The 13,589-nt window shown below is 41.1% G+C and carries 13 protein-coding genes; 2 read left to right on the plus strand and 11 right to left on the minus strand.

Annotated elements, in window-relative coordinates; translation table 11 throughout:
* On the plus strand, positions 1-172 hold a 172-nt coding region (locus RMX98_RS30735; protein WP_409882032.1), incomplete at its 5' end, for a transposase family protein.
* A gap of 10 nt (positions 173-182) precedes the next feature.
* Here RMX98_RS30735 and RMX98_RS30740 read toward each other — a convergent pair.
* The 6 genes from RMX98_RS30740 to RMX98_RS30765 form a co-directional block, all read right to left on the minus strand.
* Positions 183-359, minus strand: a complete 177-nt coding sequence (locus tag RMX98_RS30740) for a hypothetical protein (protein ID WP_322680162.1) — start codon at positions 357-359, stop codon at positions 183-185.
* 292 nt (positions 360-651) lie between these two features.
* Positions 652-1,743 (minus strand): isopenicillin N synthase family dioxygenase, encoded by a 1,092-nt coding sequence (locus RMX98_RS30745; protein ID WP_322680161.1) that lies wholly within the window; start codon positions 1,741-1,743, stop codon positions 652-654.
* Between the two features lie 4 nt (positions 1,744-1,747).
* Positions 1,748-3,259 (minus strand): BamA/TamA family outer membrane protein, encoded by a 1,512-nt coding sequence (locus RMX98_RS30750; protein ID WP_322680160.1) that lies wholly within the window; start codon positions 3,257-3,259, stop codon positions 1,748-1,750.
* A 75-nt stretch (positions 3,260-3,334) separates the two neighbouring features.
* Complete coding sequence (locus RMX98_RS30755; RefSeq protein ID WP_322680159.1) at positions 3,335-4,144, minus strand: DUF3598 family protein; 810 nt, start codon at positions 4,142-4,144, stop codon at positions 3,335-3,337.
* Between the two features lie 48 nt (positions 4,145-4,192).
* Complete coding sequence (locus RMX98_RS30760) at positions 4,193-5,095, minus strand: ABC transporter permease (protein WP_322680158.1); 903 nt, start codon at positions 5,093-5,095, stop codon at positions 4,193-4,195.
* A 144-nt stretch (positions 5,096-5,239) separates the two neighbouring features.
* Positions 5,240-5,410 carry a hypothetical protein gene (locus RMX98_RS30765; RefSeq protein WP_322680157.1) on the minus strand — a complete coding sequence of 57 codons (171 nt, stop codon included), beginning with the start codon at positions 5,408-5,410 and terminating at the stop codon, positions 5,240-5,242.
* A gap of 219 nt (positions 5,411-5,629) precedes the next feature.
* Here RMX98_RS30765 and RMX98_RS30770 point away from each other — a divergent pair, with 219 nt between their 5' ends.
* On the plus strand, positions 5,630-5,917 hold the full coding sequence (locus RMX98_RS30770) for a Mo-dependent nitrogenase C-terminal domain-containing protein (RefSeq protein ID WP_322680156.1): 288 nt from the start codon (positions 5,630-5,632) through the stop codon (positions 5,915-5,917).
* Between the two features lie 214 nt (positions 5,918-6,131).
* On the opposite strand, the gene RMX98_RS30775 is transcribed toward RMX98_RS30770, so the two are convergent.
* The 5 genes from RMX98_RS30775 to RMX98_RS30795 form a co-directional block, all read right to left on the minus strand.
* Entirely contained in the window at positions 6,132-7,640 is a 1,509-nt protein-coding gene (locus RMX98_RS30775; RefSeq protein ID WP_322680155.1) for an MFS transporter, read from the minus strand.
* Positions 7,641-7,729: 89 nt separating this feature from the next.
* Positions 7,730-8,974, minus strand: coding sequence for a glycosyltransferase (locus RMX98_RS30780; RefSeq protein ID WP_322680154.1), 1,245 nt, complete (start codon positions 8,972-8,974; stop codon positions 7,730-7,732).
* Positions 8,975-9,125: 151 nt separating this feature from the next.
* The gene (locus tag RMX98_RS30785) at positions 9,126-9,938 is read right to left on the minus strand and encodes an SDR family oxidoreductase (protein WP_322680153.1); all 813 of its coding nucleotides are present in this window, start codon (positions 9,936-9,938) and stop codon (positions 9,126-9,128) included.
* A 141-nt stretch (positions 9,939-10,079) separates the two neighbouring features.
* Positions 10,080-12,716 carry an aminotransferase class I/II-fold pyridoxal phosphate-dependent enzyme gene (locus RMX98_RS30790; RefSeq protein ID WP_409881776.1) on the minus strand — a complete coding sequence of 879 codons (2,637 nt, stop codon included), beginning with the start codon at positions 12,714-12,716 and terminating at the stop codon, positions 10,080-10,082.
* Positions 12,635-13,474, minus strand: coding sequence for an AMP-binding protein (locus RMX98_RS30795; RefSeq protein ID WP_409881775.1), 840 nt, complete (start codon positions 13,472-13,474; stop codon positions 12,635-12,637). The genes RMX98_RS30790 and RMX98_RS30795 overlap by 82 nt, the downstream gene beginning before the upstream one ends.
* Between the last annotated feature and the right edge of the window lie 115 nt (positions 13,475-13,589).

The following is a 13,589-nucleotide window of genomic DNA, read 5'->3' on the forward strand; positions in this document are numbered from 1 at the left end:
TAAATTAAGTTATGAAGATAAAAAGAGTAATCAAGAATTAGCCAAAATTAGAGTTTTAGGTGAGCATGTAAATCGCAGGTTAAAGGTATTTAAAATTTTGTCTCTTACTTATAGAAATCGCCGAAAAAGATTTAGTTTGCGGTTTAATCTAATTGCTGCTCTCTACAATTAAGTAGGTCAACCTAATTAAATATGAAACGCTCAACTTGATACTGACCTTGCAGGGATCTATTTTTTATACCTTCAATAATGGCGATCGCACGTTGTTTGGTTCGATACGGCACACCATCCGCACAACTGAGTTCAAGTAGTGTACGGTCTTCTTCAGCGTTCAACACTATTCGGATTGCAGCTGGCATACACAGAAAATCCTCCGATAGCATCTTTTCTATCTTATATTTAATTTAGTTGACTTACTTACGAGCTTTTTCTCCCCAAAATCAAATCTTCCTGAGTGACTTTTGCAAGAGGTCTAATCCCTAATAGGGATTTTGATCAATTGCATTCCAGACGGCAGCTACAGAAGCGCGTATAAAATCGGTTTCAATCCCTAATAGGGATTTTAATCAATTGCATTTCTTATACCATTTCGTTATTTACAACCCCACAACTGCCAGTGAAATACTCATAATAAAGAAATGGCTTGAAACCCTATAATACTGATCGCTGCAATTCTGGAAAAACCTTAGACACCTTACTCAACACATAATCACCATAGGTTCCGCGAAAATCATGAACGTTAGCTTTATCCCAGCGATCGCTTATATTATCATTTGCCACGATATTATCTAATTCAATCGGCTTCACTTCGACATCGAAATTGGGATCGAAAAAGAAGGGGAACGAAAGGCGATGATTTCCCGACCGATTTTGTACACGATGAGGCGTAGAACGATACAAACCTGCTGTCATCTTCTCTAACATATCGCCGATGTTGCACACAAAGGAGGCGGGAAGGGGAGGCGCAGCAACCCAACGTGACTTGGATTTAACCTGTAATCCGCCTGAGTTATCTTGCTTGAGAATGGTGAGAACGCCATAATCAGTATGTTCGCCAACGCCCCATGTTGGCTCACCATCTGACGGCGATAAATTTGGAGGATAATTGAAGATGCGAAACAACACTAAAGGAGCTGAGGTGTAACGGTCGGCAAAATACGATGCTTCCAATCCCAAACTTAGGGCAATACCAGTCATCAGAGTGTGCCCCAAGTTGGTCATCGCCTCCATATATTCAAGCACTGTTTCGCCAAATTGGGGGATATTGGTGGGGAAGAGGTTGGAACCATGCATAGGAGTACCAGCTTGCACTAGTGGGTGTTCTTCTCCCAGTTCTACACCAAAGTAAATACCTTCCTTCAAGTCGGGTTTACCGGATGTCAGTTCGCCACCAACCGGGAAATAACCTCGCCATGCAATACCTGCCAAAGCCATGCGGATTTTCAGTTTAGTTTCCAAATCCTGGGCGAAAAACTGGCGGCTGAGTTCTTCGAGTCGCTGCTGCAAATTCTCGTCCACGCCATGCCCGATAATATAGAAAAATCCTGATTCTTGACACGCTTGGCTGATTTGTGATGCCACAGAATAGTGTAGACGCATATCCCTACGGGGAAGCAAGCTACGCGCAGCGTCTCCAAGAGTTGCAGTTTCTCGACAGAGATCGCCTTTTCCAGAAACCAAGGCGCTGATATCAATAATCGGGACGTGTGAAAACCCTTCATCTATAACTTGTAAATTAGTCATACTGTTAAAATCGCTGGCCTGTAGTAACTTCAAATCTAACTTCTCCTTGGTCGCTAATTCCTAAGTCGCCTCTAATCAGTCCAAAGGATGACTTGACTCGCAATCCTAAGCCGTAACCAAAGCCACTTCCAGGTTTGTTTCGCAGCACTCCTGGTTCGCCTAACACGGTTTCGCTAGACCCGAAATCGGAGGCGAGGTCAGTAAAAAGAACTCCTCCAATTGACTGAAAAATTGGAAAACGATATTCTATAGAAGCTAAACCATAACTTCGACCACTGGCGACTTTTCCATAACCGTAACCCCTGACAGAATTTAGCCCACCAATATTAAAAGCATCAGCTGGTGGAAAGTCTCCAATAGTTGTACCAATTTGTAAATTAATCGCCAACATTTCTGGATTGTCGGTTGGTCTACCATTACCTATCCAACTGACTGGTAAATACTGAATATAATCTCCCTGTAGGCGGTTGCTGGAAATATTACCCAGTCCTATAGGAATCGCTTGTTCTGTGCTGAGGGTGAGGATTGATCCTTGAGTTGGATTTTCTCGACGATCGCGTTGATCTCTGGATACAGCAAAAGATAATGTAAATAAGTCATCAATGCCTGTACCGCTCACAGATAAAGGACTCCCTAATCTATCGACCTGTACAACGTTATATTCGCGATCGCGTAAACTAATCCTAGTATAATTAAGACTTATAGCTGTATCCCACTCATCAAAAGATTTTAAAACTCCTACAGAACCACCAAACCTTCCTTCGCGCACTTTGTCACCGCTAGACAATCTGATATCTTCGTTGAAAGTTCCTGATATATTACGATTACGAAAAGCTCTGATGCTGTAGCCTAAGCGGTTTGGTTCTTCAGGACGATAACGGCTAGTAAACTGACCATTAAATTGGACATCTTTACCGCTGATTTGCACAGTCGTATCTAATTTATCGTTAAGACCGCTAATATTTGCATCTTTATAACCCACCCGACCAAATAATCCAACATCTTCGTTACTACCGCCTCCTAAAATTAGAGAAGGGAAGTTACGCTCTTTAATTTCATAGATGAGATTAACGCTGTTGGCATCTTCTTGTCGATAAACATTGACTTCATTAAATGATTCTAATCTCCGCAATCGTTGCAAGTCTGCTTCTAGTAAATCTTCACGGAATACCTGACCAGGTTTGAGTTTCAGCAGACCAATAATAAAATCTTTTTGAGTACGTCCTTTGATCGGCTGACCTTTGTCATCGAACAATCGATCTTTGTTATTAACAAAACGAATTTGGATGTCTTTGACAATTCTTTGAGAAAACTCGGTAGACTGGTTATCTACTGGAGTTAATCCGATATAGTCACCATATTTTGCATACTCTCTCTTTATCTGTAATGTAGGTTTTGTTGTCACAATACTACTAGTGCCATCTTCAGTAGAAGATTGCGATTCTGCAACGGCCTCTAGATTTTCTCCAGCTATTAAGATGACTGCGATCGCAACTACAGCTATTTGAATATACATAAATAAAGCTTTGTCGTCATTACCCACATTTTGGCAACAGTTAAATATTTGATAAGTAATTAAGCAAAGATGATATCAAAGCTTTCTTTCTTCAGTAACTAATGTCAAACTAACCCATTCGCCTTTCTCGTTGTAGGTGCGAATCATTCGTTGGCGCAGGTTTGGCTGGATTAACCAACCTGCTTCTATAAAAAATGGTTGGCGTAACTGCACTTTGACAGGTGATGTTGCAGAAGCAGCATCTGGTAAAAATAATACTTGCACCTGCTTTTGAGGGTTTTGGTCAAAGAGAACAATCGACCCTTTGATGGTAGCAGTTGAGGTAATTGTGTGTTCTGCAAAAGAGGTACTTTGAATTAATCGCCCAGCATCATCAAGTTGTAGTTTTAAGGTTGTAGAGTAAGTATCAGGTGCTCGCAAATCTGGATATATTGTCACTGCTTGACCTTGCCATTCTCCCAACAAGTCATCTATGTGCAAAGTTGGACGTTCGTCTGTTGGGGTTCCAGCTAGATGTTCTCGAATTAAGATTAATTCCTTTAGCTGACCAGTATTATCAAATAGTTGCACCAGACGCAATCGGCGATTTTCATGAACAAAAGCCAGCTCTCCACCAAATTCAGAAAATGGCCCTAGCTGAATTAAACCTTCAGAAAATGAACCATTTTCAAAAAACAGCAGACCCCCACCTACAGAATTAAAGTCTCTGATCACATCTTGTCCCGAACGGCTTAGAGTTAAGCGCACTTTCTGGCTATTGTTCAAATGTTCTAGGGAAAGACGACTAGGAGTATTGTTCAAAAGTACTCCTTGGGGAGAAAAATTGGTAAATGAACCTTCCCAAACACCAAGATTCTGCAAAAAACATTCCCATTGCGATTTCATAACGATTTCTCCCTTTGTCCTTTACCCACCCATGCCCAATACCAATGCCTAACCTTTAGCAAAACGTCGGACAGCAAATAAGCTTCCCATTAATCCTACAGCTGCACCGAAACTTAAAAGAATCAGGGGCAATAATAAAATTTCTGCTGGAGTGAGTTGCACCCTGTTGGTGATGACTTGGATAAACTCAGGTTGATTGACTAGCAACTTACCGAGAAACTGTTGAATCACAGAAATAAAACTCCAAGCGATCGCACCACCAACCAAACCAAAGGCAATTCCTTGTAAAATAAACGGCAGGTAAATCCAAACAGAAGTTGCTCCCACTAGTTGCATAATTTCAATTTCCTGGCGACGCGCCATGACAATCAGCCGAATTGTGGTGGTAGTGACTGCGATCGCTGTTAAAGTTAGAATAATCGTAATTGTTAAAGTAATCCAGTTCAGACCTCGGTGCAACTGGGCAATGCGTTTAACTGCTTCATCGACATACTGCACCGTCTCAACTCCTCGTAATTTAGCCAACTGGGTTGCTAAGGTTGGTACAACTTGAGAATTACGTGCTTTCACCTTCATCTCATCAACCAGAGGATTCTCACCTAGCTGCTGGGTAGCACCCTCAATATCAGAAATTCTCATTTCCTTAACTAACTTAGTCCAGGCTTCTTGTTTGGTAATGGTTTGTATTCCCGCTACCTCTGGCATTTTAGCGATTAGTGGCTCAATACTTTCGATTTGAGTATCCGGTTCGAGATAAACTGATACTTCTAGCTGGCTACCAAACTGATAGAGAAGTTTTTCAACTTGCCAAGAGGTTTGCAAACTAAAACCATATAAAAACAGTAACACCGTCACAGTACTTACAGCAGCCCAATTCATCCAACCTCCCCGCAGTAAACCGAGGAAAGTTTCTTTTAGCAGATAGTCAAGTTTCGTGAAAGATTTAAACACACATCACCTCAAAATTTGAACTTAACGCCAAAGCACTAAGTTCAGCTTTTGCGTCTTTGCGTTAATAACACCACTATTTATAGTCAATAGTGCAAAGTTTGCCAATATATCAGCTTTTATCGAACAGAATTCAGAATTCAGGAGTCAGGAGTCAGTTGGGTATTCTATATGACTGGTGGATAGCGCAGCGTTAGTGAGTCCGCGATAGCGAGTATTTTTGAGTCGCGTCTTGATTCTGATTTCTGAATTCTGACTTCTGAATTCTTCTTCAATCATTGCTACTTCCTTCTTCTGTCGTCCTGCTATCTTGACCATTTACCCGATATTCATACTATTTGCCACAGATATATTCACGATTGTCTCTAACAGTTATTGATAATAATTGGCTAGCTGTTCTGATTTCTCAGCAATTTTACTGTTATTTAAACTTGACCTCTAGGAAGAGGGAAAATAGTTTGGTATTTATACTATGTTTTTCTCTGAATATCGGAGTAATTTATAGGAGAAACAGATTAATTGAAGGGAAGTTAAACCATGAAATTCTTAAACAAAGCCAATTTGGACAATAGCTTATTAAACCAGATCCGCTCTCAGCTTGAGTCCGTAGAAATACATAATTCTAATCTGGCCAAACTATTGTGCAAAATAATTCCTTCCAATTGCCCTTTTGAAAGAACTCTTAAACTTTTCGGTCGGACTTTGCTTCACATTCCACCTTTATGTAAATTGAATCCTCTCTATGAGCAAATAGTTGGTCTTCGTTTTAAGTGTTTATTATATTTAGTCAATGAATGTGGTGAAGATGCCAGAAAATATTGCTAAACATTGGTTTCCATCAATAAAAAAATTGATTGGAGAAATCTTTTTACTAAGAAAAATTGTCTAGGAATCCTAGTTGCAATCAGATATGATTCAGAAATAAGCTAGCGAACGAATTACAATCGATTTCACATTCGGTAAGGCTCAGAAACTTTATGCGATGCAGGTGGCATCTTCAATAATTTGAATATGAGAAAGCATTAAAGAGTTAAGCTAGCTACTTTTCAAAAGTTGACTTAACAAACGCCAAAATTAAGAATGCCCCAGATATCAAGGCAATGCCAGCTACAAATACAATTGAGTTTAGTCCTGACACAAAAGCGTTGCTAATCGCTTGAGTTAAGGCATCGGAAGTGATAGACGCTGGAAGATCAGTAGAAAGTTTAGTGCCACTGTGCAAAGCATCAGCAACAATCCGATCTTGGATATCTGGCGGTACACCCCAAGCCAAGAGCGATCGCTTAAGGTTGGAAGTAAGTTGTTGAGTAAGAATTTTTCCCTGTAAAGCAATTCCCAAGATACTGCCAATACGATCGCTGGTGTTGATTACCGCCGAAGCAATTCCCAACTGAGTAGGAGGTGCAGTACTCATAGCTGTTGTTTTCAGAGGGGCGAGTGTCAACCCACTGCCAAAACCACAGAGAGCAAGCTTCCACCAAATTGCCCCATACTCGGTATCAGGACTAATTCCTATGAAAGCTAAAGTGGCTAGACCAGCTAACATCAGCCCCATCGCGATGAGCAAGCGCAACCCTAGCCGAGCAGCTAACCACCCGGAAACGAAGGATGCTAATATAAAACTCCCATTTATCGGCAGGAAACGCAAACCAGCCTCTATTGCTGAGTAGCCTTGTATTTGCTGCAAGAACAGGCTGAAGATAAAAAGCAAGCTGGCCAAAGTGAAAAACACTAAAATCGAAACAACATTAACTACTAGAAATGTTGAGTTTTTAAACAAGTTTAGTGGCAGCATTGAGTGGCTGCTACGAGATTCAACAACCAAAAAAGCTAGAAGACTAACTCCAATAACCCCTATCTGCACAATAATGTGCAGCGATCGCCCCCCCGCGTTCCCTTCAGTAAGTGTGTAGCTGATCGAGGTTAATAAGATTACACTGAGTACTAATCCTGGTATATCCAGACGCTGCAATGTTTGATTTTTAACTTCTCCTATAAAACGAGAGGAGACCACAAAGGCAATTATACCCAGTGGTATGTTGAGAAAGAACACACTTTGCCAACCTAAGCTATCCACCAATAGTCCGCCAAGTACAGGACCAGCGATCAGGGCGAGTCCTGAGATTCCAGACCACATACCGATGGCTTTAGCTTTCTCCTTGGGTTGATTGAATGTATGGGTGAGGATAGCCAGAGAACCAGGTATCAAAACAGCAGCACCGATTCCTTGAAGAGTTCGTCCAGCAATTAAAATTCCCAGATTGGGAGCGAAACCGCAAACAGTAGAGGCTATTGTAAAGATGACCAGTCCTATAAGGAAGACTCGCTTGCGTCCATAAATATCGCCCAATGTCCCACCTATCAGGATGAGACTAGCCTCGGCCAGAGTGTAGGCGTTGAGAACCCACTGTAATCCTGATACACCAGAGTCAAGACTGCTCTGAATCTTGGGAAGCGCCATGTGCATTATGGTCTCGTCAAGATTAGTCATGAACAATCCAGAACATATTGCTCCCAAGGTAGCAAGCTTAACACGATCTCGATTCATCGCTTTTATTACCTTTGCTATGTGGTGCTGCAAGTCTAGTTACCCCCCAAACTTCTTTATAAAGAGGAGTTGGGAAATCAAATCTGACCCTAGTGCATTACAGGAGAGTAGGAGGTAGGTTTTGAGTTCAGTAACTGCTGATAGTAATTATCAAGATTTTGGCATCCTTGCTCGCTAGATAACTGTTGTGCATCTTGCAAAGCTTTTTGAATAATTTCAGTGTTGTCGTCTGATAAAGCTTTTTCTAGGGCATTCGTTAACCCATCAACATCGTTAGGTGGTACAAGATAACCATTTACCCCGTCAATCATGTAATCAGAAACTCCACCACTATTAACGCTGACAACAGGAATCCCAGAAGCCATTGCTTCCACCATTGCTCCCCCAAAAGTTTCGTAAGGCGAAGGGCTACAAAATACATCACAACTCGCCAATAAGTTAGCCTTAGTTTCTCCAAAAATAAAACCTATAAAGTGGATGTTAGGAATCGGTTGTGCAAGTCTTTTCAATTTATTGACGATATCGACAGGCCCATCTCCAGCAATGATGAGAGAGAACTTTTCTTGCCTTGGCTTTAATCTTGCAAATGCTTGAATTAATAAATCAATTCGTTTCTCGAAAGCAACACGACCTAAAAAAAATATAACTTTGTTATTCTGCTCTTGAGCCGTTAACCACGGTTCTAAGCATTTGCGATTCCGACGACTAGGATTAAGTGCCGACAAATCTACTCCACGCACCAATACTTGATGAGCGTTAGAAATTCCCAATTGTTTAAGGCTTCTGGAAGCAGCAGGGCTAATGGCTAGGGTGGCATCACATTGATGATATAGATAAATACTTATAGGCTTCACAAATAGTTCTTTTACCAAGTTCCAAGCAGGATAAGTACTTGATTGGATGATACTGTAGTAATCTGTTCGATATTCTGTTATGTATGGAATACCATGTTTCCTAGCATAGTTCCTACCTACCAAATGCCACGTACTAAAGAAAAACAAGCCCTCTAGATCCACCACAGTAATTATATCTGGTTGATAATAGGCTAGCCTTTGACGAATTAGACGTGCTGCTGAGAATGTGGGAACACGAAGCAGGTTATAAACAATCCAAGGTTTTGAGGGGAAAGTTTCAATAATCAAGTTCTTTTCCAAACCTGGTGGTACTGTAGGAACGTCTGCTTCTTCCCAATGATTTGTTAATACTACTACACGGTATTTCTCTTGTTTAGCAAGCCATTGCACACGCTCCCAATTGAACCGAGCAGAACCACTGACTTCTGGAGGAAAAGTTGTAAAAATATAAACAAGAGTGTAAATTTGATTGGGATTCATAAATATAATATTTAGTGAAAAACTGTTTGTTCCTTGAAAATTAAACAAATGTTGAGAATATCTCAAAACTGAACAATTCAATCTTCACTTTCACTCGCTAAAGTTTGCTAACAAAAATCGCTGATAAATTATTGTCAAGAAACAAGACGTTTTAGTGAGGTATTTTTGTAACCAAGTGGTCGAAATACCAATTAAGTGCAGGTGCTAGCAAGCTGTGCAAGCGAGCTAGTAATGTCATTTCCCATCCTGGTGTAATCGCAAATTCTCCTCTATAAATACCGCGCACAATCATACGTGCTACACCTTCGGCGCTCCAAGTCTCAGCAGAGCTAGTAATCAACTTAGTTTCAACTGGCTTGGTTTTATTTTCTGCTTCTAATTGTGGAGTTTCGGTGTCAGGTGGATAAACAACTGATACTCTCACTCCTACAGGCTTAAGTTCACCTCGTAAAGATTCAGCTAAACCGCGAATAGCAAATTTACTGGGGCTGTAAGGTGTATAGCCATAAATACCAATGATTCCAGCACCTGAAGAAATCAGTACAATATGTCCGCGTCGTCGTTGGATCATTGCTGGTAGTACCGCTCTAATGGTGTAGAGTGTACCAAAATAATTAATTGCCATTGTTTGTTCAAACACCTCTATGGGTAGCTCAAGAAAGTATCCTGGGTGGGCTGATCCTGCGCAAGCGATCAGCATATCAGGTAGTCCAATTTGCTTTATGGCTTTGGCGATCGCTTGCTCAATTTGGTTTCTATTCGCTACGTCTGCTGAAATGCTTTGAATGCGTTGCTCTGGGTGTACTCTTGCTGTTTCAATCTCTGCTTGTGCTGTTTCTAGCTTGTCAATGTTACGTGCTATCAGCGATATATGTGCTCCCTTACTAGCTAATATTTGTGCTGTCGCTTTACCAATACCACTAGAGCCACCAGTAATAATTATGTGTTGCTTGTCAAATTTCATCTGTTTTTATTCAACTTTACAATTCATGTTTTGCAACTCGATATCATTGCAAAAAAACGCAACCTAAAAAGCTTTTTAGTAAGTTTATACCCCATTTACTTTTATTTCAAAAAGGGCAAGATGTCAGATAACTTTATAATTTCAATTAATCAATCCTAATTTTTTACCTACCTTGGCAAAGATTTCCAGAGCTTCATCAAGATGACGTTTCTCATGAGTTGCCATGACACTTGTTCTTAATAACGCGCTTGTTCGTGGTACTGCTGGATAGACAACCGAGTTGACATACACTCCAGCCTCCAGTAGCTCCTTGCCAAAAACCATACATTTGAGGTCATCACCAATAATCACAGGTATAATTGGTGTTTGAGAATCGCCAAGATGAAAGCCGAGGTGCTTTAGTCCCGATCGCCAGTATTGAGCATTTTCGTTAAGCTTCTTTACACGCCAAGGTTCAGAAATCAGAATATCTAGAGCAGTTGAAGCAGCGCAAACAGAGGTGGGAGGAATAGAAGCTGAGAATAGCATAGAGCGCCCGTGGAAGCGAATCCAATCAATAACCTTGGCTTCAGCCGCAACCCATCCCCCAATGGATGCTAAACTCTTAGAAAAGGTGCCGCAGAGAATCTCACAATTGCCGATGATGTTAAAATGTTCTTCTGTTCCCTTACCTGTGGCTCCGAGCATCCCCAGTCCATGAGCATCATCTACAGCTAAAGTTGCATTATAGCGATCGCATAAAGCCCTAATTTCTGGTAACGGCGCAATATCTCCTGTCATCGAATAAACACCGTCAATAGCCACCATTGTTGCTGATTTATCTGTAACTTCTTGTAATCGACGTTCTAAATCTTCCAAATTATTGTGTTGATACTGAACAACTTTGCAACGGCTCATAAATGCGCCATCGTACATACAAGCATGAGCCTGACTGTCCAAGACTAAGGTTGTGTTTTCGTTCATCAGGGCTGATATCAAGCCAAGATTAGCTTGATAGCCCGTCGTAAACACCAACACATCTTCATGTCCAAGGAAAGCCGCAAGTTTGCGTTCTAACTCCCGATGCTGTGTAGTTGAACCATTCAACAGGCGCGAACCTGTAAGGCTCGGGCCCTCTTCTAATGCAGCACGTGCGGTGGCTTCACGCACTCTGCGATCGGCTGTCAACCCTAAATAATTATTTGAGCCAAGCATAATCGCTTGTCGTCCTTCAAAGACACAGGTTGTGCCTTCATTGCGCTCTAGTTCTCGAAAATACGGTAAAAGTCCGGTAGCTCTTAACCGATCTGGTAGCGAGAATTCCCGTGCGCGTTGTAAAACATTTTTACTTGACTTATAAACTAAGCGCAAATGAGAATTTAAGTCGATTTTTGGTAAACTTTCTTTATGACCATTCAATTTCTCAGAAGCAGAGGTTGCTGTAACCTCAGTAAGGAATGGCTGATTAACACCTTCGCTTGTTATTTGTGGTAGTTCTTGGCGATCGGAAATGCTAGATTCAGCATCTTCTTTCGATGCCTGTAGGCTAAAAATTTCCCTGACTAACTCGGTAAGAGTTATCTCATCAAACAACTTCTCAATTGGTAGAACAATGTCATAATTTTCTTCGATATAGTTTTTAAGCTCTAAAACTTGAAGAGAGTCCAAACCCAAATTGTTAATTGGCTGTTGGGGTTGAATTTTAGAAGCTGGTATTCCCATAATTTGGGCGATTTTTTCACACAAATCAGAGTCTAAAGATAATTGTTCTGTTGTCAATTGACTTTTTGTTACATCTTTATGATTTTGGTCTAAAATACTACAACCAACAAGAGAAAGAGTTTTGGTCAGAAAAGCTTCTCGACAAGCATGGCGTTGAATTTTGCCACTAGAAGTTTTAGGGAGGGTTGCTGTTTTCAGTAACAAGACTCCATAAACTTGCATTTCATGTTGTTTTGAAACAGCACACCGGATTGCATTAACGACTTCTTCAGTATCGGCAGATTGGAAATTACGTTCGACTTCAGCGCTAATAACTAAACGTTCAACACCCTCAACTTCAACAGAGAATGCAGCACTACAATTGACTCTTAATAATGCATGACTCTGTTCTACTGTTAATTCAATATCTTGAGGATAGTGATTGCGTCCCCGAATAATAATCAAATCCTTGAGGCGTCCTGTAATAAACAATTCTCCGTCCCGCAAAAATCCTACGTCTCCAGTACGCAGGAAAGGGCCTTCTTTGGTATCTTCTAAGTAACTACAGAAAGTGTGTTCAGTTTCTTCTGGACGATTCCAGTAACCTTGTGCAACGCTCTTCCCAGAAACCCAAATCTCTCCCACTTGATTAGGAGGACATTCAGTTAGAAATTCTGGGTTAACGATGATAATTTTCTGGTCAATTGCTGTCTGTCCACAACCAACAAGAATACGGCTTCCCTTATTCTGACGATCTGTTACCACCAGATTTTTTTCCAGTGCAGCCGTTGAGACTGTTTGCAAGATGGGTGGACTGGTTTTTCGCCCTCCAGAAACAATTAATGTTGCTTCAGCTAGCCCATAGCAAGGGTAAAACGCCGACCGTTGGAAGCCGCAAGGTGAAAAAGTTTCTACAAATCGCTCTATTGTCTCTGCACGCACAGGTTCTGCGCCGTTGAAAGCAACTTCCCAACTGCTCAAATCAAGGTTAGCGCGTTGTTGGGGAGTTATTTTACTTACGCATAAGTCATAGGCAAAATTAGGCCCTCCACTCGTGGTGGCTTTGTAGCGAGAAATCGCTTGTAACGTAACCAGCACCAAGGCTTTTGCAAGAACGTTGTAGGTGATATGAGTGTCACAGGAACGCCACAAAAAAGTGCTTGTAATACTCCACCAATCAAACCCATATCGTGATATTGAGGTAGCCAGATGACACCTCGACTGGTTGGTTTATGTTCGTAAAACTGCTGTATTAGACCCAAATTATGCAGCAAATTCCCATGACTTACCATCACTCCTTTCGGTGTCCCCGTAGAACCTGAAGTGTACTGGAGAAATGCCAAAGCATCGCTATTTATTTTTAAAGGCTGCCAATCTTGTGCAAAGTTGTTCGTCAGATTTTCGGTAGCAATGTAATGCAAAGCTCCTAGTTCTGGTTCTTGTTTTAAGCTGCGTTTAATATTGGTAAGAACAGATGTTGTTGTCAGGGCTAAACTAGCTTGGGCATCTTTCACAATCGCTTGTAACCTTGTCATGCGCTGATTGCGGCGCGGTGGATATACGGGAACAGCAGTAACACCTGCGTACAGACACCCAAAAAAAGCAGTAATAAATTCCAGTCCAGGAGGGTATAAAAGCAACGCTCTTTCTCCAGTAGCTTTTATGCTCTGTAACTTTGCAGCAAGCGATCGCGCTTTTTGATCTAATGCTTGATAAGTTAAGCTAACTTCTTCTGTTTCTCCATTAACTAAAAAGGTATATCCTATTTGGCTTTGTTGCTGTAATGCTCTTTTGCATAACAGGTCAACTAAAGTCGCTTCAGTGCGAGTTACTACTGAAAATAAATTATTGTTCATTAACGCTCCTACTCCGTTATCAGCAAGCATCAGTGAAATGAGAATCTTTGTACAAGCTCGAGCAAGTTTTTCTTGACACTCTTGAATTTTGTGTAAATGAGTTAGTCAATGTGCA

It is taken from the genome of Nostoc sp. DedQUE02, assembly GCF_034531035.1.
Lineage (GTDB): Bacteria > Cyanobacteriota > Cyanobacteriia > Cyanobacteriales > Nostocaceae > Nostoc.

Coding starts and splice junctions, on each gene's coding strand:
- RMX98_RS30740 (WP_322680162.1), bottom strand. CDS start 359: ATGCCAGCTGCAATCCGAATAGTGTTGAACGCTGAAGAAGACCGTACA.
- RMX98_RS30745 (WP_322680161.1), bottom strand. CDS start 1,743: ATGACTAATTTACAAGTTATAGATGAAGGGTTTTCACACGTCCCGATT.
- RMX98_RS30750 (WP_322680160.1), bottom strand. CDS start 3,259: ATGTATATTCAAATAGCTGTAGTTGCGATCGCAGTCATCTTAATAGCT.
- RMX98_RS30755 (WP_322680159.1), bottom strand. CDS start 4,144: ATGAAATCGCAATGGGAATGTTTTTTGCAGAATCTTGGTGTTTGGGAA.
- RMX98_RS30765 (WP_322680157.1), bottom strand. CDS start 5,410: ATGGTCAAGATAGCAGGACGACAGAAGAAGGAAGTAGCAATGATTGAA.
- RMX98_RS30770 (WP_322680156.1), top strand. CDS start 5,630: ATGAAATTCTTAAACAAAGCCAATTTGGACAATAGCTTATTAAACCAG.
- RMX98_RS30775 (WP_322680155.1), bottom strand. CDS start 7,640: ATGAATCGAGATCGTGTTAAGCTTGCTACCTTGGGAGCAATATGTTCT.
- RMX98_RS30780 (WP_322680154.1), bottom strand. CDS start 8,974: ATGAATCCCAATCAAATTTACACTCTTGTTTATATTTTTACAACTTTT.
- RMX98_RS30785 (WP_322680153.1), bottom strand. CDS start 9,938: ATGAAATTTGACAAGCAACACATAATTATTACTGGTGGCTCTAGTGGT.
- RMX98_RS30795 (WP_409881775.1), bottom strand. CDS start 13,474: ATGAACAATAATTTATTTTCAGTAGTAACTCGCACTGAAGCGACTTTA.